This is a genomic window from Pseudomonas brassicacearum, assembly GCF_009601685.2.
Taxonomy (GTDB): domain Bacteria; phylum Pseudomonadota; class Gammaproteobacteria; order Pseudomonadales; family Pseudomonadaceae; genus Aquipseudomonas; species Aquipseudomonas kilonensis_B.
Map to the genome: position 1 here is coordinate 5,264,579 of NZ_CP045701.2, position 18,248 is coordinate 5,282,826.

The 18,248-nt window shown below is 61.1% G+C and carries 12 protein-coding genes; 9 read left to right on the forward strand and 3 right to left on the reverse strand.

Annotation, left to right across the window (positions count from 1 at the left end; all coding sequences use genetic code 11):
• Nucleotides 1-358: 358 nt before the first annotated feature.
• Entirely contained in the window at nt 359-1,726 is a 1,368-nt protein-coding gene (locus GFU70_RS22705) for an HD domain-containing phosphohydrolase (RefSeq protein WP_116641399.1), read from the reverse strand.
• A 227-nt stretch (nt 1,727-1,953) separates the two neighbouring features.
• Here GFU70_RS22705 and GFU70_RS22710 point away from each other — a divergent pair, with 227 nt between their 5' ends.
• The 7 genes from GFU70_RS22710 to GFU70_RS29190 all read left to right on the forward strand — a co-directional run bounded on the left by GFU70_RS22710 (nt 1,954) and on the right by GFU70_RS29190 (nt 12,409).
• The gene (locus tag GFU70_RS22710) at nt 1,954-4,245 is read left to right on the forward strand and encodes an EAL domain-containing protein (protein ID WP_116641398.1); all 2,292 of its coding nucleotides are present in this window, start codon (nt 1,954-1,956) and stop codon (nt 4,243-4,245) included.
• The gene (locus GFU70_RS22715; RefSeq protein WP_058545590.1) at nt 4,242-6,116 is read left to right on the forward strand and encodes a GGDEF and EAL domain-containing protein; all 1,875 of its coding nucleotides are present in this window, start codon (nt 4,242-4,244) and stop codon (nt 6,114-6,116) included. The genes GFU70_RS22710 and GFU70_RS22715 overlap by 4 nt, the downstream gene beginning before the upstream one ends.
• Before the next feature lie 42 nt (nt 6,117-6,158).
• Nucleotides 6,159-7,118: a cytochrome-c peroxidase gene (locus tag GFU70_RS22720; protein WP_116641397.1), complete on the forward strand. Its 960-nt coding sequence runs from the start codon at nt 6,159-6,161 to the stop codon at nt 7,116-7,118.
• Nucleotides 7,115-8,917 carry a DAHL domain-containing protein gene (locus GFU70_RS22725; RefSeq protein WP_058545592.1) on the forward strand — a complete coding sequence of 601 codons (1,803 nt, stop codon included), beginning with the start codon at nt 7,115-7,117 and terminating at the stop codon, nt 8,915-8,917. The genes GFU70_RS22720 and GFU70_RS22725 overlap by 4 nt, the downstream gene beginning before the upstream one ends.
• The gene (locus GFU70_RS22730) at nt 8,914-10,320 is read left to right on the forward strand and encodes an ATP-binding protein (protein ID WP_153388841.1); all 1,407 of its coding nucleotides are present in this window, start codon (nt 8,914-8,916) and stop codon (nt 10,318-10,320) included. The genes GFU70_RS22725 and GFU70_RS22730 overlap by 4 nt, the downstream gene beginning before the upstream one ends.
• 234 nt (nt 10,321-10,554) lie before the next feature.
• The gene (locus GFU70_RS22735) at nt 10,555-12,174 is read left to right on the forward strand and encodes an FMN-binding glutamate synthase family protein (RefSeq protein ID WP_058545594.1); all 1,620 of its coding nucleotides are present in this window, start codon (nt 10,555-10,557) and stop codon (nt 12,172-12,174) included.
• Nucleotides 12,098-12,409: a fibronectin type III-like domain-contianing protein gene (locus GFU70_RS29190; RefSeq protein WP_081264469.1), complete on the forward strand. Its 312-nt coding sequence runs from the start codon at nt 12,098-12,100 to the stop codon at nt 12,407-12,409. The genes GFU70_RS22735 and GFU70_RS29190 overlap by 77 nt, the downstream gene beginning before the upstream one ends.
• On the opposite strand, the gene GFU70_RS22745 is transcribed toward GFU70_RS29190, so the two are convergent.
• Complete coding sequence (locus tag GFU70_RS22745) at nt 12,357-13,778, reverse strand: amino acid permease (protein WP_116641395.1); 1,422 nt, start codon at nt 13,776-13,778, stop codon at nt 12,357-12,359. The two genes, GFU70_RS29190 and GFU70_RS22745, sit on opposite strands and share 53 nt — an antisense overlap.
• 141 nt (nt 13,779-13,919) lie before the next feature.
• Between GFU70_RS22745 and GFU70_RS22750 the strand changes: the two genes are divergently transcribed.
• Nucleotides 13,920-14,063: a hypothetical protein gene (locus tag GFU70_RS22750; RefSeq protein ID WP_153388842.1), complete on the forward strand. Its 144-nt coding sequence runs from the start codon at nt 13,920-13,922 to the stop codon at nt 14,061-14,063.
• Between the two features lie 262 nt (nt 14,064-14,325).
• On the opposite strand, the gene GFU70_RS22755 is transcribed toward GFU70_RS22750, so the two are convergent.
• Nucleotides 14,326-14,784, reverse strand: a complete 459-nt coding sequence (locus GFU70_RS22755; protein ID WP_153388843.1) for an REP-associated tyrosine transposase — start codon at nt 14,782-14,784, stop codon at nt 14,326-14,328.
• Nucleotides 14,785-15,134: 350 nt separating this feature from the next.
• On the opposite strand from GFU70_RS22755, the gene GFU70_RS22760 reads away from it, so the two are divergent.
• Nucleotides 15,135-18,242 carry a transglycosylase domain-containing protein gene (locus GFU70_RS22760; protein WP_153388844.1) on the forward strand — a complete coding sequence of 1,036 codons (3,108 nt, stop codon included), beginning with the start codon at nt 15,135-15,137 and terminating at the stop codon, nt 18,240-18,242.
• Nucleotides 18,243-18,248 lie beyond the last annotated feature (6 nt).

Here is an 18,248-nt window from a genome sequence, read left to right on the forward strand (position 1 = left end):
TAATCAAGCCTACGGAGCCTTGCTAGCGCTTGTAGGGGCCGTTTGGAGCTACAAGAGCGCTTTAGGTTTTAATCAATTGGCCAACACCTGTCGGCACTACGTGCCGACGATGTTTTATTTGTTTTTACACACTCTGGGCCATGGATGGCCCTTCGCGGCGGGCCCACGGAGCAATGCCTGCGTTCGGGCATGCCGAGCCTAAGCGAGGCACCGAGTGGTGGGGCATGCGTTTTTGGTTACTTTTGGCGCTCTTCCAAAAGTGACCCGCTGTAAGAGCGGAACCGCCAGTGGCCGTGACCGCTGCAACGGATATGTACCCAATCCAATCCAACCCAACCCAACCCAACCCAGAACCCAGTCACCCCAAAATCGGCTTCGGCACCGAAGGGTCGGCCTCTTCTTCGGGGATCTTGACGAACACGCTGTAACGAGCCCCCTCCATCTCTTCAAAGGCAATGAGCTTTTCGATCAATGGCCCGCTCAGGACCTTGCCGGCATTGAGCAGCAACATGCCGTTGTCGGCATTGAGGTTGCGCGCCAGGATCATCCCCGCGGCCAAATCGCGCGTGGTGGAGACTTGTACCGTCGGGTCCGACAGCGTCACGTCTTCCAGGTATTCGGCACACGCCTTGATGAAGTCCTCGATCATCTCCGGGTCGTACAGCTTGCCGGCGTACTTGCGGATGTAGACCAGCGCTTCGTCGCTGTTCATCTGCCGCTCCAGGATCAACCCACGCTGCAGCTCGATGAAGTCCACCGCCAGTTTCAACAACCGCGAGCCGAACGGAATCGCCTCGCCCCTGAGGTGATCGGGGAAGCCGCTGCCGTCCCAACGCTCCTGGTGATGAAGAATGATGCGCGCCGCGTCCTTCATCGGGTCCAGGGTCATCAACAGCGATTCGCTCTGCTTCGGATAGGCCCGGTACAGATCGAGTTCATTGTGGTGCAGCAAGTCGGCGGGCGTGACCATCATGTTGTCGGTCCAGCTCAGCTTGCCGATGTTGTAGAGCGCCGCGGCCATGGTCAGGTCGCGGTCGGTGGATTCATCGAGCGAATGCAGCCGGCTGTAGACCCTGATCAACTCGATGATCTGCCGGTTGGTCTGCTTGGCCTTGGGCAGGCGCAGGTTGGCAATCAGCGAAAACACTTCGGTGCTGGTCACATAACTGTGCTTGAGCTCGTCATACGCCAAATCGAGCATGTCGGCGGTCTGCTGCAGCTCGGAGGTGCGCGACGCCACGCGTTTTTCCAGGGTGGCGTTAAGGGTCTTGAGTTGCTGGTTCTGCTCGCGGTTCAGCGCTTCGAGGCGCTGGCGTTCGCTTTCGGAATGCTGGTGAGCCAGGGCTTGGCGCAAGGCCTGGACCAATTCCTCATCGTTCCAGGGCTTGCTGAGGTAGCGATAGAGCTGCCCCTCGTTGATGGCCTTGGTCATCATGTCCACATCGGCATAACCGGTGAGCAGGATGCGCAAGGTCGATGGGTACAGTTTGCGGATCTCGGCCAGCAGCGTGGCGCCGTCCATGTTGGGCATGCGCGCGTCGGTCATCACCAGGTCGACCGGCCGCTCCTTGAGAATTTCCAGGGCCCTGGCGCCACTGTCGGCCAGCAGGATCTCGTACGGCTGGCTGCGCAATAGCCGACGCAGGCTATTGAGGATCGACTCTTCGTCATCGACCAACAGCACCGCTGGCTTTCTTACCAAAACATCCGGCGATTGATCTTCCATTTGAAACCCCCTCCTATTCACGACAACCGTTCTACCCTACCCCCGAAATACAGGCTAGTAGATTGCGAACATTTAGACACATTTGCCATCACGGGCCGAGCGCATCCCGATCAGACGACTATGCTGTATCCCATGAAGGGCCAAGTAACGGCCGAAGACTCATGCCAGCGACAGGGATATCAGATGTTTCCAGGGTTCTATAGTCAGCATCAAAACGGTGCACGGCCATGAGCCTGCCCTTGGATAAAACCAATCGGCGGATCCTGATCGTCGACGACACGCCAACCATCCATGAGGATTTTCGCAAGATCCTCAGCCCCCAGGCGACCGCCAATGACAGCCTGAGCAGCGCCGAAGAGGCCTTGTTCGGCTCGCCTGTGGCGGTTTCCGGCATGAATTTCGTGCTCGATTCGGCGTTCCAGGGCATGGAAGCCCTGAACAAGGTCGAAACGGCGCTGGCCCAGGGGCAACCCTTCGCCATGGCGTTCATCGACATGCGCATGCCGCCGGGCTGGGACGGCCTGGAAACCATCGAGCGGCTGTGGCGCGCCGACCCCAAGCTGCAAGTGGCCCTGTGCACCGCCTACTCGGACTATTCCTGGGAAGACATCGCCGAGCGCCTGGACCTGGGCGACCGGCTGTTGATCCTGAAAAAACCCTTCGACGCCATCGAGATCCGCCAGATGGCCAGCACCCTGACCGTCAAATGGCAGATGACCGAAGACGCGGCGCTGAAAATGGACATGCTCGAACGCGCGGTCGAGGAACGCACCCGGGAACTGGCCGATGCCAACATCATCGTGCAGAACAGCCCGACCATCCTCTATCGCCTGCGGGGCGAGCCGCCATTCCCATTGATGTACATCTCCCACAACATCACCAAATTCGGCCATTCCGCGGCGCAACTGACCAATGCGCCGGATTGGGCGCAAACCCTGATCCACCCCGACGATCAGGACAAAGTCCATGAGGCCATGGTCCGCGTCCTGGACCGTGATTCCGCAGGGGCTTCCATAGAGTTCCGCATGCGCACCGGCGACGACACGTACCGCTGGGTAGAGAACCGCTACATCCCGGTGCGCAACGAGCAGGGCCTGTTACTGGAAATAGAAGGCATCATCCTCGACATCACCGAGCGCAAGCTGGCCGAAGAAAAAATCGCCCTGCTGGCCCGCACCGACGGCCTGACCGGGCTGGCCAACCGCGCCACCATGATCGAGCGCCTGCACCAGGCCTTCGCCGCCGCTCGTCGAGGTGCGGCGCCGTTTGCGATGTTCTACCTGGACCTGGACCACTTCAAACGGATCAACGACACCTTGGGCCACCCCATCGGCGACCTGCTGTTGCAGCAAGTCGCTGCGCGCATCAAGGGGTGCACCCGGGAAAACGACGTGGTGGCACGCCTGGGGGGCGACGAGTTCGCGATCCTGCAACTGGACGTCCATGAAGCGACCCATTGCGCCGCGCTGGCGACCAAGATCCGCGATACGCTCGTGGCGCCGTATTCCCTGGACGGCAACGACGTGCGGATCTCGGTGAGCATCGGCATTGCCCTGTACACCCCGCAGAGCCTGAGTGCCGACAGCCTGATGGCGCAGTCCGACATGGCCCTGTACCGCTCCAAGGAAAAGGGCCGCAACCAGTACCATTTCCACAATGAAGAAATTAACCAGGAAGTGACGGATCGGGTTGCTCTGACCAACGACCTGCGCCAAGCCATCGAGAACAACGAACTGCACCTGCACTACCTGCCGGAGGTCGACCTCGGCACCGGCAAGATCCTCGGCATGGGCGTGCAAGTTCGCTGGAACCACCCCCAACGTGGCTGGCTGGAACCGGCGGCCTTCATGCCTGCCGCCGAGAAAACCGGGATCATCATTGGCCTGGGTCATTGGGTGCTGGACCAGGCCTGCCAACAAATGCGCCAGTGGCGCGACCAGGGCATGGCGCCGCCGGTGATCGCCATCGACCTGTCCCTGACCCAGCTCAAGACCGGGCCGGAACTGATCTACGATGTGCTGCGCACCACCGCGCGCTGGGAGCTGGCGCCCTGGGACCTGCGTTTCGACGTCACCGAAGCCACCCTGGCCCAGACCAAGTGGACCCACAACGACGTGCTGCCGCGCCTTTGCGAATTGGGCGTGCAGATCGCCATCGATGACTTCGGCACCGAGTACTCCTCGTTCGATTACCTCAAGACCTACCGGGTCAATCACCTCAAGCTCGCCCAGCGTTTCCTCGACAGCGCCAACGCCGACCCCGAGAACGCCACGACGTTGCGGGCGATCATCAACTTCGCCCGGGACGTGGGCATCGGGATCATCGCCGAGGGCGTCGAGACCCAGGAGCAACGCACCACGTTGATGTCCAGCGGCGGGGAGATGCAGGCCCAGGGGCATTACTTCAGCACCGTGGTCGACAGCGGCCAGGCCGCCGAGCTGCTCAAGGCCGGCACCATCGTTCCGGCGACAGACCATTGGACCCGACCGGCCAGCCAGCTATCGGAGAGCAATCGATGAACCCCATGTCGGTACCTGCCAACCGGCGAATCCTGGTGGTGGACGACACGCCGGCGATCCACCAGGACTTTCGCAAGATCCTCAGCCCCAGCGCCGGCAGCGATGACTCGCTGGACGACACCGAAAGCCTGCTGTTCGGCACCCCGCAGGTCAATCGGCTGCAATTTCAGATCGACTCGGCCTACCAGGGCGAGGAGGCGCTGGAACTGGTCAAGCGCGCCCAGGCCGAAGGCCAGCCCTATGCACTGGTGTTCGCTGACATGCGCATGCCACCGGGTTGGGACGGCCTGCAAACCATCGAGCGGCTGTGGGAGGCCGACCCGCGCCTGCAAATCGCCCTGTGCACGGCGTTCTCGGATTACTCCTGGGAAACCATGTCCGAACGGATCGAGTTCGACGATCAGTTGCTGATCCTCAAGAAACCCTTCGACACCCTGGAAATCCGCCAGATGGCCAGCGCCATGACCTGGAAATGGCAGCTGGCCCAGGATGCGGCGAGGAAAATGCGCAGCCTGGAACGCACGATCGAGGAGCGCGTCCAGGAATTGCTCAAGGTGTCCCACCTGCTGCAATACGACGTGCTCACCGAGCTGCCCAACAGCATGTTGCTCGGCGATCGGCTGACCCAGGCCATGGCCCAGTGTCGCCGGCACGACCGGCAACTGGCGGTGATGTTCATCGGCCTGGACCGCTTCAAGCGCATCAACAACGCACTGGGCCATCCGGTAGGCGATGAAATGCTCAAGCGCGTGGCTCGGGCACTGGCCGCCGTGGTGCGTGAATCCGATTCGGTGTTCCGCTACGGTTCCGATGAATTCGTGGTGGTGCTGGGAGACGTCGTCGACCCGCAACAGACCAAAGGCGTGGCCGACAAACTGCTGGCGGCCATCAGTTCCCCGCAACCCATCGACGGCCATGACCTGAGCGTCACCGCGAGCCTGGGCATCAGCGTGTACCCCACCGACGGTTTCGACGCCGTGGCGCTGATCAAGAAAGCCGAGACAGCGATGCGCAACGTCAAGGAAACCGGCCCCAACGACTACCGGTTTTTCACCGAAGACATGAACCGCCGGGCCCGGCAGCAGCAGACCATCGAATCCGGCCTGCGCCTGGGCCTGCAACGCAAGGAATTCGTGCTGCATTACCAGCCCAAGCTCGACCTCAAGAGCGGCAAGGTGGTCGGGGTCGAGGCGCTGGTGCGCTGGGACAGGCCGGATCATGGCCTGGTCTATCCCTCGGATTTCATTCCGGTGGCCGAGGACAGCGGCCTGATCGTTCCGCTGAGCCAATGGGTGCTTCAGGAAGCCTGCCAGCAGGCCTGCCGTTGGCAAGCCCAGGGCATGCGGCCGCTGTACCTGTCGGTGAACGTCTCGGCCATCGATTTTCGCCAGCGCGGCTTCGTCGAAGGCATCGCCCGCACCCTCAAGGAAACCGGCCTGGACCCGACACAGTTAGAACTGGAGATCACCGAAAGCGTATTGATGCAGAACGTCGATACCACGGTCGCCATCCTCAAGGCCATCAAGCAACTGGGGATACGCCTGGCCATCGACGACTTCGGCACCGGCTATTCGAGCCTGAGCTACCTGCAGAAATTTCCGGTGGATGTGTTGAAGATCGACCAGTCGTTCGTCGGGGACCTGAGCATCGACAGCAACGACGCCAAGCTGGTGAGCACCATCATCAGCCTGGGCAAGAGCCTGAACCTGCACATCATTGCCGAAGGTGTGGAAACCCTCGAGCAGTTGGAATTTCTCAAGAAGCACCAATGCGAGGAGGTCCAGGGCTATTACTTCAGCAAGGCCGTCGAACCGCAGGCCTTCGCCGACTGGATGACCGAGTGGGAAAAACGCCAGAACCCGTTTTCGTGAACACCTGAGTGTTATCAACCAAAGTTTCAAGGAAAGCATCCCATGGCGTTACATGGACTGATTCTGGCTCTCGGCCTGCTCGTGGGATCAAGCGTGACCGCTCACGCTGAGCCACTGGACGAACCCCTCAAACCCCTGCCCCCGATTCCGACCCTGGACCCCAAGCGCGTCCAGCTGGGGCTGCGGCTGTTCAATGACCCGCGGTTGTCGGTCAACAACACCCTGTCCTGCGCCAGTTGCCATCGCCTGGACAAGGGCGGCGCCGACGACAAGCCGTTTTCCTTGGGGTTCGACGGCAAGCCGGTGGAGGTCAATACGCCCACCGTGTTCAATACCGGCCTGAACTTCCACCAGTTCTGGGATGGCCGCGCCGATACGCTGGAAGAGCAGGTGCATATCGTGGTGACCAGTCCCACGGAAATGGGCAATACCTGGGAAGCCGTGGTCAAGCGCATCGCCGATGACCCTGGCTATGCCAGGGACTTCGAGGACGCGTACCCCGACGGCGTGACCAAACCCAATATCCAGGGCGCACTGGCCGATTATGAGCGCACCTTGCAGACACCCAATTCGCGCTTCGACCAGTACCTGCTGGGCGATACCGACATCCTCACGCCCCGGGAGAAATTCGGTTACCAGCGTTTCAAGGAATACGGCTGCATCGCTTGCCATCAAGGCGTGAACATCGGCGGCAACATGTTCCAGAAGTTCGGGGTCATGGGTGACTATTTCGGCGACCGGGGCAACCCCACCCGAGCCGACGAAGGGCGTTTCAACCTTACCGGAGATGAAGCCGACCGCCAGGTTTTCAAGGTGCCCAGCCTGCGCAACGTGGCCGTCACCGCACCGTATTTCCATGATGGATCGGCGCCGACCCTGGAACGCGCGGTGGAGGTCATGTTCAAGTACCAACTGGGTCGTGAGCCGCTCAAGAACGATACGGCCCTGATCGTCGAGTTCCTCAAGACCCTGACCGGCGAATCGGAGGGCAAGCCCCTATGACCATTCTCCGGCGCCTCGGTCTTGCGTTCATCGGCCTGTTGCTGACTTCCGTGCTGTTGTTCATGTACATCAATTCAGGGGCCCAGCAGGCCGCCTCGTACATTGAGTCCCGGGACCTGATCCGCCTGCTCAAGCAGCAAGACGCCATCTGGGACAACGAAGTACTCAAGTCGCGGATCGCCCTGACCCACAACTACGACCCCCTGGTCACCCCTTTGCTGGAAATGTCGGGCCTGTGGCAGCGTCTCGACGCCATCGAGTCGGAGCCCGGGCGCCACCAGCCGTCACTCTGGCAAGCCCAGCGCGAGGAGTACCTCAAGGCGATCAAGGAAAAAACCCGCCTGGTGGAACAGTTCAAATCCCACAACGCGGTGCTGCGCAACTCCATGGCCTTCCTGCCCGCCGCCGAGGACGACATCCAGGCCCAGTTCGCCCGACTGCCCGACGCAGACCGGCTGGAACTGCAAAATGTCGCCATCGACACCTACGACCTGTTGCTCAGCAGCATGGAGTTCGCCCAGCTCAGCACCAGCGAAGTAGCCGCCGAAGTGCTGCTGGGCCTGAACCGGCTGGACGTCAACAAGGAGCGCATGCCCCAGGGGCTTCAAGGCCCCGTTGACATCCTGAGCAGGCACATCGCGCTGATCCTGCGCGAACAACCGCGGGTCAATGAGCTGTTGCAGGGCATCGAAGCGGTCCCCGTTGCCAGTCGCCTGGACACCATTACCGACCTGCTGGAGAAAGACCAGGGCAAAGCCGCGGCCAAATACCAACGCAACCACATCTACCTGCTGGTATTCGCCACGATCCTGGTCTTGATCCTGATCTGGCTGGCGATCCGGCTGGTGCGCAGCTTCGCCGAGATCAAAAGGGTCAACAACGCCCTGCAAAGCGCCAACGATGAACTGGAGCAGAGGGTTGAAGAGCGGACCCGCGAGCTCAAGGACACCCAGAGCGAGTTGATGGACACCGCTCGCCAGGCCGGCATGGCGGAAATCGCTACCAACGTGCTGCACAACGTTGGCAACGTGCTCAACAGCGTGAACATCTCCGCCGACCTGGTCAGCCGCAAACTGCGCAGCAGCAAGGCCCTGGGGCTGGGCAAGGCGATGCAACTGATCAACGAACACGCCGATGACCTCGGGCACTTCCTCACCGAAGACGCCAAAGGCAAACTGCTGCCTGGCTACCTCAACCAACTGGTCGAAGCCATCGCCGTTGAGCAGCAGGGGCTTACCGACGAACTGGCCCAGTTGAGCAAAAGCGTGGACCACATCAAGGACATCGTGTCCACGCAGCAATCCTATGCCGGAGCCAATAGCCTGCTGGAACCGTTGGTGGTCAGCGAACTGCTCGAAGATGCCCTGCGCATGAACTCGGGCGCCCTGACCCGTCACCATGTTACGGTGATAAGGGAATACGGCGATGTGCCGCGGATCATGGGCGACAAGCATCGCTTGCTGTTGATCCTGATCAACCTGATCAGTAATGCCAAATACGCCATGGCGGGGGTTTCCAATCATGCGCGAAACATGACCCTGAAGGCCGCCGTCATCGATGGCCAAACCCTGCAAATCAGCGTCAAGGATGAAGGCGAAGGCATCCCGGAGGAAAACATGACACGCATCTTCGCCCACGGTTTTACCACGCGTAAGGAAGGCCATGGCTTTGGCCTGCACAGCTGCGCATTGGCGGCCATTGAAATGGAAGGCCGCCTCACCGCCCACAGTGAGGGGCCAGGCACGGGGGCAACGTTCCAACTGCAACTGCCCCTGAAACTTGCAGAAGGTGAGCCATGAATAGCCTGAGTAACCGCCGCATCCTGTTGATCGACGATACACCCGCCATTCATGAAGATTTCCGCAAGATCCTCATCCCGGAGGATGACAGCAGCACGGACTTGCAGGACATGGAAAGCGCGCTGTTCGGCGATGCGCCAAAACCTGCCACCACCGTGTTCGAACTCGACTCGGCCTACGGCGGGCAGGAAGGCCTGAACAAATTGCTGGAGGCGACAGCAAAAGGGCGACCCTATGCCCTGGCCTTTGTCGACATGCGCATGCCCGAAGGCTGGGATGGCGCCAAGACCATCGAGGAACTCTGGAAGCGCGACCCGCAATTGCAAGTGGTGGTCTGCACCGCCTATTCGGATTATTCCTGGGATGAACTGCTCGACCGCTTGAACGGCCACGACCGCTTGCTGATCCTGAAAAAGCCGTTCGACAACATCGAAGTCCAGCAGATGGCCAACACCCTGACCACGAAGTGGGAAATGACCTCCCGTGCGCAACTGAAAATGAACAAGCTCGAAGACTTGGTGGAACAACGCACCCAGGCGTTCAAACAGGCCAGCGAGCTGCTGCAAATGGAAATCGACGAGCGCAAGTTGCTGGAAACTCAGCTGGTGCAATCGGAAAAGCTCGCCTCGCTGGGCCAGTTGGCGGCCGGGGTGGCCCACGAAATCAACAACCCGATCGGCTTCATTTCTTCCAACCTGGGGGCATTGGACGGCTACTTTGGCAAACTCCAGGAAATGCTCAGCGCCTACGGCAGCGCCGAGGGGGCCATCGCCTCGCCGGAACTGGTGGTGCACTTGCGCAAGCTGCGCGAACAGGTGGAGCTGGACTTTCTCGTCGAAGACATCCCGTTGCTGATCAAGGAATCCAAGGATGGCATTGGCCGGGTCGGGCAGATCGTCAAGGACCTGAAGGACTTCTCTCGCGTCGATTCCAGCCAGGAATGGCAGATGGCCAATTTGCAGCAGGGCTTGGATTCGACGTTGAACATCGTCGCCAATGAAATCAAGTACAAGGCCGACGTGGTCAAGGAGTACACACCGTTGCCGGAGGTGGAATGCCTGCCGTCGCAGATCAACCAGGTGATCATGAACCTGATCGTCAACGCCGCCCAGGCCATCGGCCCCGAGCGCGGCACCATCACCCTGCGCAACGGTGTCGTTGACGAAACCGTATGGATCGAAGTCGCCGACAACGGCTCGGGCATTCCCCCCGATACCCTGCAGAAAATCTTCGACCCGTTCTTCACCACCAAACCCATCGGCCAGGGCACAGGGCTTGGGCTGTCGTTGTCCTACGGCATCGTGAAAAAACACAACGGCGAGATCACGGTTAGCAGTGAAGTCGGCGTCGGCACTACCTTCCGCGTGGAATTGCCCGTGCGGCAGATGAAGCAGGCGAGCTGAGCGACACCTCTGTGAATCTGTGAATCTGTGGGAGCAAGGCTTGCCCGCGATGGGGGCGACTCGGTATTGCAGAAACCGAGGCGCCTGTATCGCGAGCAAGCTTTGCTCCCACAGCTTTAATCCCACATACCCTTGCTCCCACAACAATCCCCTCGCCACAGGGTTGCCCGCCGTTTCGCCGACAGCGCAGAATGCCTGCACCGCCCCACCCATCGCTCCCCCCAAGGAAACCGTATGAGCCTGTCTCTGCTGAGTCGTTACGCCTTCTTTGCCGGCTGTGTCATCTTCACCCTCGCCAGCCTGCCGTTCCTGCAACACGACTGGCTCTGGCCGATCACACTGGTGACCGGGTTGTTGAGCCTGCTGGGGCTGTTCGACCTGCTGCAAAGCCGCCACGCCGTACGTCGCAATTACCCGATCCTGGGCAACATCCGCTACCTGGTCGAAGGCATCCGCCCGGAGATCCGCCAGTACCTGCTCGAATCCGACAGCGACGCCCTGCCCTTCTCCCGGGCCCAGCGCTCGTTGGTGTACTCCCGGGCCAAGAACGAAAGCGCCGACAAACCGTTCGGCACCCTGATCGACGTCTACCAGAGCGGTTTCGAATTCATCGGCCATTCCATGCGCCCGGCCCCGTTGAGCGATCCCAGCGGTTTTCGCGTGACGGTCGGCGGCCCGCAGTGCACCCAGCCGTACTCGGCGTCGGTGTTCAACATTTCGGCCATGAGTTTCGGCTCCCTGAGCGCCAACGCCATCCGCGCGTTGAACCAAGGGGCCAAGTTGGGCAACTTCGCCCACGACACCGGTGAAGGCAGCATCAGCCCCTACCACCGCGAGAACGGTGGCGACCTGACCTGGGAACTGGGCAGCGGTTATTTTGGCTGTCGCACGCCTGACGGTCGCTTCGACCCGGAGCGTTTCGCCGCCCAGGCGCAGAACCCGCAGGTGCGGATGATTGAAATCAAGATGTCGCAAGGCGCCAAGCCCGGCCACGGCGGGATCCTGCCCAAACACAAAGTCACCCGGGAAATCGCCGAGACACGAGGCATCCTCATGGGCGAGGATTGTGTGTCGCCGTCCCGCCACAGCGCGTTTTCCACACCGATCGAACTGATGCGGTTCGTTCAGCAACTGCGCGAACTGTCCGGCGGCAAACCGGTGGGCTTCAAGTTCTGCCTGGGTCACCCGTGGGAATTCATGGGCATCGCCAAGGCCATGCTGGAAACCGGGATCCTGCCCGACTTCATCGTGGTCGACGGCAAGGAAGGCGGCACAGGCGCGGCGCCAGTGGAATTCACCGACCACATCGGCGTGCCATTGCGCGAAGGTCTGTTGTTCGTGCACAACACCCTGGTGGGCCTGAACCTGCGGGACAAGATCAAGCTCGGGGCCAGCGGCAAGATCGTCAGCGCCTTCGACATCGCCAGCGTCCTGGCCATCGGCGCCGACTGGGCCAATGCCGCGCGCGGCTTCATGTTCGCCATCGGCTGCATCCAGTCGCAAAGCTGCCATACCAACAAATGCCCCACCGGCGTCGCCACCCAGGACACCTTGCGCCAGCGCGCCCTGGTCGTCCCGGACAAGGCCCAGCGGGTCTACAACTTCCACCGCAACACCCTCAAGGCCCTGGCCGAAATGCTCGCCGCCGCCGGGCTTGAACATCCGTCGCAATTGCAGCCCAAGCATCTGGTACGGCGTATGTCGGCCACTGAGATCAAACTGTTTTCACAGTTGCATGTGTTCTTGAAGCCGGGGGAATTGCTGACCGGAGAGGTCAATGGGGCGTTTTATTCGCGGATGTGGCAGATGGCGCGGGCGGACAGTTTTGAGGCGCAAGAAACAGCGGCAGCGTAGCTTGCGAGTACACACCCGCTCTTGTGGCAAGGGGATAAATCCCCTCGCCACAGGTTCGTCGTTCACCTTAAGCGCGGGAGAAGAAACCGTGCAGTTATACCTACGGCAAACCGTTGCGAGCATCACGCGCCCGGTGCGCGTGTTGCGTGGTTTTTCCAAGGTCCGGCTCGCTCGCTATCAATTTACGAAACCGAACGCACGGCGCTGCGCACATCCCCCGTCGGCTGCAACTTGAAGGTATAAAACAGCCCCGTCAGCAGCACCAGAAACGCCGGGCCGACATACAACGCCACCCGTGTATCCGGGAAGTACGCCATCAGGCCCACCACCAGCACCAGGAACGCCAGCGCCAGGTACGAGCTGACCGGGTACAGCCACATGCGGTATTTCAGGGCCGCGCGCTCTGAAACGCTGAGGCCTTTGCGGAACTTGAGCTGGGCCAGCAGGATCATCACCCAGGTCCAGATCGCGCCGAACGTGGCAATGGAGGTCACCCAGATGAAGACTTTCTCCGGCACCAGGTAGTTGAGCAGCACGCCCAGCAGCAATGCGCCGATGGACAGTAGCAATGCGCGACGTGGCACGCCGTTGCTGGAAGTCTTGGCAAAACCGGCCGGGGCCTGGCCGTTCTGCGCCAGGCTGTAGAGCATTCGCCCGGTGCTGAAGATCCCACCGTTGCAGGACGACAGCGCGGCGGTGATCACCACGAAGTTGATGATGCCGGCGGCGGTCTTGATGCCCAGGCGCTCGAAGGTCATCACGAATGGGCTGCCCTGGGTGCCGATCTCGTTCCACGGGTAGATCGACAGGATCACGAACAGCGCGCCAACGTAGAACAGCAGGATCCGCCAGAACACCGAGCCGATGGCGTTGGGGATGGTTTTCTGTGGGTTCTTCGCCTCACCGGCGGTCAGGCCGATCATCTCCACGCCCAGGTAGGCGAACATCACCATTTGCAGCGACATCAACACGCCTTGCACGCCGTTGGGCATGAAACCGCCGTGGGTCCAGAGATTGGAAAGACCCAGGGCCACGCCGTCGTTACCGAAGCCGAAGGCGATGATGCCGACGCCGCCGATGACCATGGCGATGATGGTCACGATCTTGATCAGGGCGAACCAGAATTCGAACTCACCGAAGGCCTTGACCGCGATCAGGTTGATCGAACCCATGCTGAGCAGCGCGGCCAGGGCCCAGATCCAGCGGGGCACATCGGGGAACCAGATGCCCATGTATACGGCCACGGCGGTGATTTCCGCCACGCAGGTCACCAGCCACAGGAACCAGTAGTTCCAGCCGGTCAGGAAGCCTGCCAATGGGCCGAGGTAGTCCTGGGCATAACGGCTGAACGAACCGGCCACCGGGTTATGCACGGCCATTTCACCGAGGGCGCGCATGATCACCAGGATCGCCAGGCCACCAATGATGTAGGACAGCATGATCGCCGGACCGGCCATTTCAATGGCCTTGGCCGAGCCGAGGAACAGCCCGACACCGATGCAAGCGCCGAGCGCCATCAGGCGGATATGCCGCTCACCGAGTTCACGTTTGAGCGGACCACCCTGGGTGGTCTCGCCATGGGGCAGATGATTGCCGACAGGCATAGGGATACAACCTCGTCTTGTTATTGGATTAGCCCCCGAGCGTCCAAAGCCACAGGCCGATAGGCCTGCCACCTTGCCGAAGCCGGGTCTGTCTTGTGGGCAGACCGTCCTGTGGAACGACAATCTCAGGATCAGCGGGCCATGCAGTATAAAAAGCCAGGGATAGAGAGTTTCACTGTAAAACCTTGGAAATTCAGGGATAAGCCTGTGCCAAAAGTGGCTTTTGGAGAGGCGCTCTCTGGATTAAAGGTCTTTTTTAAAACGGCGCCGAGTATTGCACAGTGATGGTGCAGCGTCATGTTTGGGCATGGGGCGAGGGCTCTAGCACAAGGCTTTTAAGCTCCCTCCCCTTGTGGTGAGAGGCGTAACCCGTGGCGAGGGGATTTATCCCCGCTGGGCTGCGTAGCAGCCCCCAACTGCAACCCGGTATGTCTGGGTAACTGAGTTGCCTGTATTAGGGCTGCTGCGCAGCCCAGCGGGGATAAATCCCCTCGCCACAGCCCCCCTGCCACAGATAGATCCCCTGGCCACAAGGAACATGATGGTTTCAAAGCCATGCGACGTCCCAGAGAGGGTAATCGCCGATACATTCCACCAGCCCCGCCCGAAGCGGATTGGCAATGATGTAGTCGACGCTGGGCCGCAGCTCTTCGTTGTCACGAATAGCGCGGTCATGGAAACCGCTTTGCCAAAGCGGGCCAGAGGCTCCGGTTATGTTGTTGACACGATGGGTGCATCGAGCTTTGGTGGCGCCGATGACACGACTCAGATGGCAATCGTGAATTTGCAGCAACCAGTGGAAATGATCTGGCATCACCACCCAGGCCAAGGACTCCACATGGCCCAGATCATGAGCGCGTTTGAATTCGGCGACCAATAACCGGCCAACCTTCCAGTCGGAAAAAACCGGCCGCCGCTGATAAACAACAGCAGTCACCAGATAAGCTCGTCCCGGCTCGGAATAACGACCTCGACGCAAGCGATGGGAATTGGGGCGTGAATGCATTCCTTGCTTCCTTTGAAAGGGTTTGAATGCAGCCTAGCCACGCCGCTGTTTTATCGACGCTGCAAAGGTCGAGCGAATATTCCGAATCTTGCGTAGTACCTGTGGCGAGGGGATTTATCCCCGCTGGGCTGCGTAGCAGCCCCCCCAAAAAACCGCAACCCGGTATGTCTGGACAATTGAGCTGTCTGCATTGGGGCTGCTGCGCAGCCCAGCGGGGATAAATCCCCTCGCCACAAAGGTGCGCCGTTAGCCATGACAGACCAGTATCCACAATTTCCCCTGCCCCCACGCCAACCACCGTCTAAGCTTCAAGCAAGTCCGATCAATCTGCGTGAATGGATCAGTCGACTATGGGCGCTTTGTGGCAAACCGATTCGAATGAACCTATGGTCCCGACTGAACGTATGGAAGAAGCGCCTTTACCTCAAAAAAAACGCCGCGCACGGCATGGCTGGCGGGCATTCTGGTTGTTGCTGCTGATTATCGTGGTGGTGGTCGGCTTGGCGGTGGCCAAGGAAATGCGCACCTCGCGGTTTCAAGCCCGGGAGATCAGCAAGTACGCCGCGTCCCTGAGCTATTCGGTGCAGCCGGGGCCCAGCGATGCCATCGTCTATCCCGGTGCCGGTCCGTTCGACCGGCGCTTGGGCTACAGCGCGCTGGGGGAATTCCTGCCACGCCTGCTCAAGCGCGACTACGTGATCCAGGCCCAGGCGCGGTTCTCGCCGGCCTTGATGGGCTACATCGAGAAAGGCCTGTTCGTGCCCTATACGGAAAAGATCCAGGCCGGCCTGACCATCACCGACTGCCGCGCCGCGCCGGTCTATCAGTTCAAGTACCCGCAGCAACTGTATGCGAACTTCGAAGCGATCCCGCCCGTGGTGGTGCAGAGCCTGTTGTTTATCGAGAACCGCTTCCTGCTCGACCCCAAGCAACCTCTGGCCAACCCGGCAGTGGACTGGCCGCGTTTCGGCATGGCGGTCTGGTCGCAAGTCGCCAAGCTGTTGAGCCTGCCAGGGCAGTCCGCCGGGGGCAGCACACTGGCGACACAACTGGAAAAATACCGGCATTCCCCCGAGGGCCTCACCGTGTCGGGCGGGGAGAAAATCCGCCAGATGATCTCCGCCAGCGTGCGCGCCTATCAGGCTGGCCCGCAAACCCTCGAGGCGCGGCAGCGGATCATCCGTGACTACCTCAACAGCGTGCCGCTCTCCGCCGTGCCCGGGCATGGTGAAGTCCATGGCATGGCTGAGGGCCTGCGGGTCTGGTACGGCGCCGATTTCAAGCGGGCCAATGAACGCCTGTTCAGTACCGCCACCGACCCCAGGAGCCTGGCGGAAAAAGGCCTGGCCCTGCGCGAAGTCCTGTCGTTGATGATCGCCCAGCGCCGCCCCTCCCATTTCCTGTCCAAGGGCCACGATGAACTGGCGCGCCTGACCGACAGCCACATCCGACTGTTGACGCAGAACGGCGTGATCGATGCGGCGCTGGCCGAGGCGGCCCTGGCGAGCAAGGTCAGTTATCGCGACTGGGTCCAGGACCCGACCGTCCAGCCCAACGAAACCAACAAAGGCATCAGCGCCGCCCGCAGTCGCCTCGCCGCCCTGCTCAATCGTCCGCTGTATGACCTCGATCGCCTCGACCTGTCCGCCACCAGCACCTTGCAAAGCGACTTGCAGGCCCAAGCCACCGAGTACCTCAAGCGCTTGGCCGACCCGGCTTTCGCGACCCAGATCGGCCTGATGGGCGAACGCCTGCTGACCCCCACCAGCACCGCCCAGGTGCGCTACAGCTTCACCCTGCTGGAACTGACCCCCGATGGCTCGCGCGTGCGGGTGCAGACCGACAGCACCGACCAGCCCTTCGATATCAACGAAGGCAGCAAACTGGAATTGGGCTCCACCGCCAAGTTGCGGGTGCTCACCACGTATCTGCAGATCATCGCCGAACTGCACGATCGCTATGCCCAGCAAACCCCCGCGGCATTGAAGAAAGTCGACATCGCCGAGCAGGACCGTCTCTCCCGCTGGGCGGTCGACTACCTGATCCAGAACACCGACCGCAGCCTGCCGAAAATGCTCGAGGCCGCGCTGGACCGTACGTATTCAGCCAGCCCTGGCGAGGCGTTCTTTACCGGTGGCGGGCTGCACACCTTCCACAACTTCCGCAAGGAAGACAACGGCCGCAACCCCACCCTGCGCGACGCCCTGCGTGAATCGATCAACCTGCCATTCATCCGCCTGATGCGCGACCTGGTGCGCTACGCCACCTACGCAGGCTCCAATAACAGTTCCCAATTGCTCAAGGATGATAAGGACCCGCGCCGCCAGGAATACCTGGCCCAGTTCGCCGACCACGAAGGCACCGCGTTCCTGCTCAGGTTCTGGAAGAAGTACCGAGGCAAGGATACCCCCCAACGCCTCGAAACCTTCCTCGACGGCATGCGTCCCACGGCGATCCGCCTGGCCGCCGTGCACCGGTATTTCTTTCCCAACGACAGCCAGGAGAACTTCAACCGCTTCGTGCGGGCGCACTTGAAGTCGGCCAAGAGCGCCGGAAAACTCACCGATGAACGCCTGGAACGGCTCTACCGGAGCTATGGTCCCGGCGCCTATGACCTGCCGGACCAGGGCTTCATCGCCAAAGTCCACCCGCTGGACCTGTGGTTGGTGGGCTATCTGCTGAACAACCCCGACGCCAAGTTCAGCCAGATCGTCAAGGCCAGCCAGTTCGAGCGCCAGGAAGTCTACAGCTGGCTGTTCAAGAGCCGGCACAAGAGCGCCCGTGACAGCCGCATCCGGACCATGCTGGAAATCGAAGCCTTTCTGGATATCCACCAGCGCTGGCAGCAAGTCGGCTACCCCTTCGACCATCTGGTGCCGTCGCTGGCCACTGCCATCGGCAGCTCCGGCGACCGCCCCGCCGCGCTGGCGGAACTGGTGGGCACCATCCTCAACGATGGCATCCGCCAACCCGCGTTGCGGGTCGACAGCCTGGACTTTGCCGTCGGTACACCTTACGAGACACGGCTGGTGAGCGATCCAGATAACGGCAAGCGTGTGATGCCGATGGACGTGGCCCGGGCCTTGCGCAGTGCGCTGTCCCAAGTGGTGGATGCCGGCACCGCGAAACGCGTAGCCGGCAGTTTCACGCTGGCCGACGGCACTCCGCTGGCCATGGGCGGCAAGACCGGCACCGGTGACAACCGCATCGAAGCCGTCGGTTCCGGCGGGCGGGTGATCAGCTCCAAGTCGATCAACCGCACCGCCACCTTCGTGTTCTACATCGGCGACAGCCATTTCGGCACCCTGACCGCCTACGTGCCAGGTGCGTCGGCGCAGAACTTCAAATTCACCTCGGCCTTGCCGGTGCAGGTGCTCAAGGGCATGGCACCGTTCCTTTCGCCCTACTTGCAGCCGGGCAGTCACACCCAATGCAAGCCCTTGGTGGCAAGCCACTGATGGTCA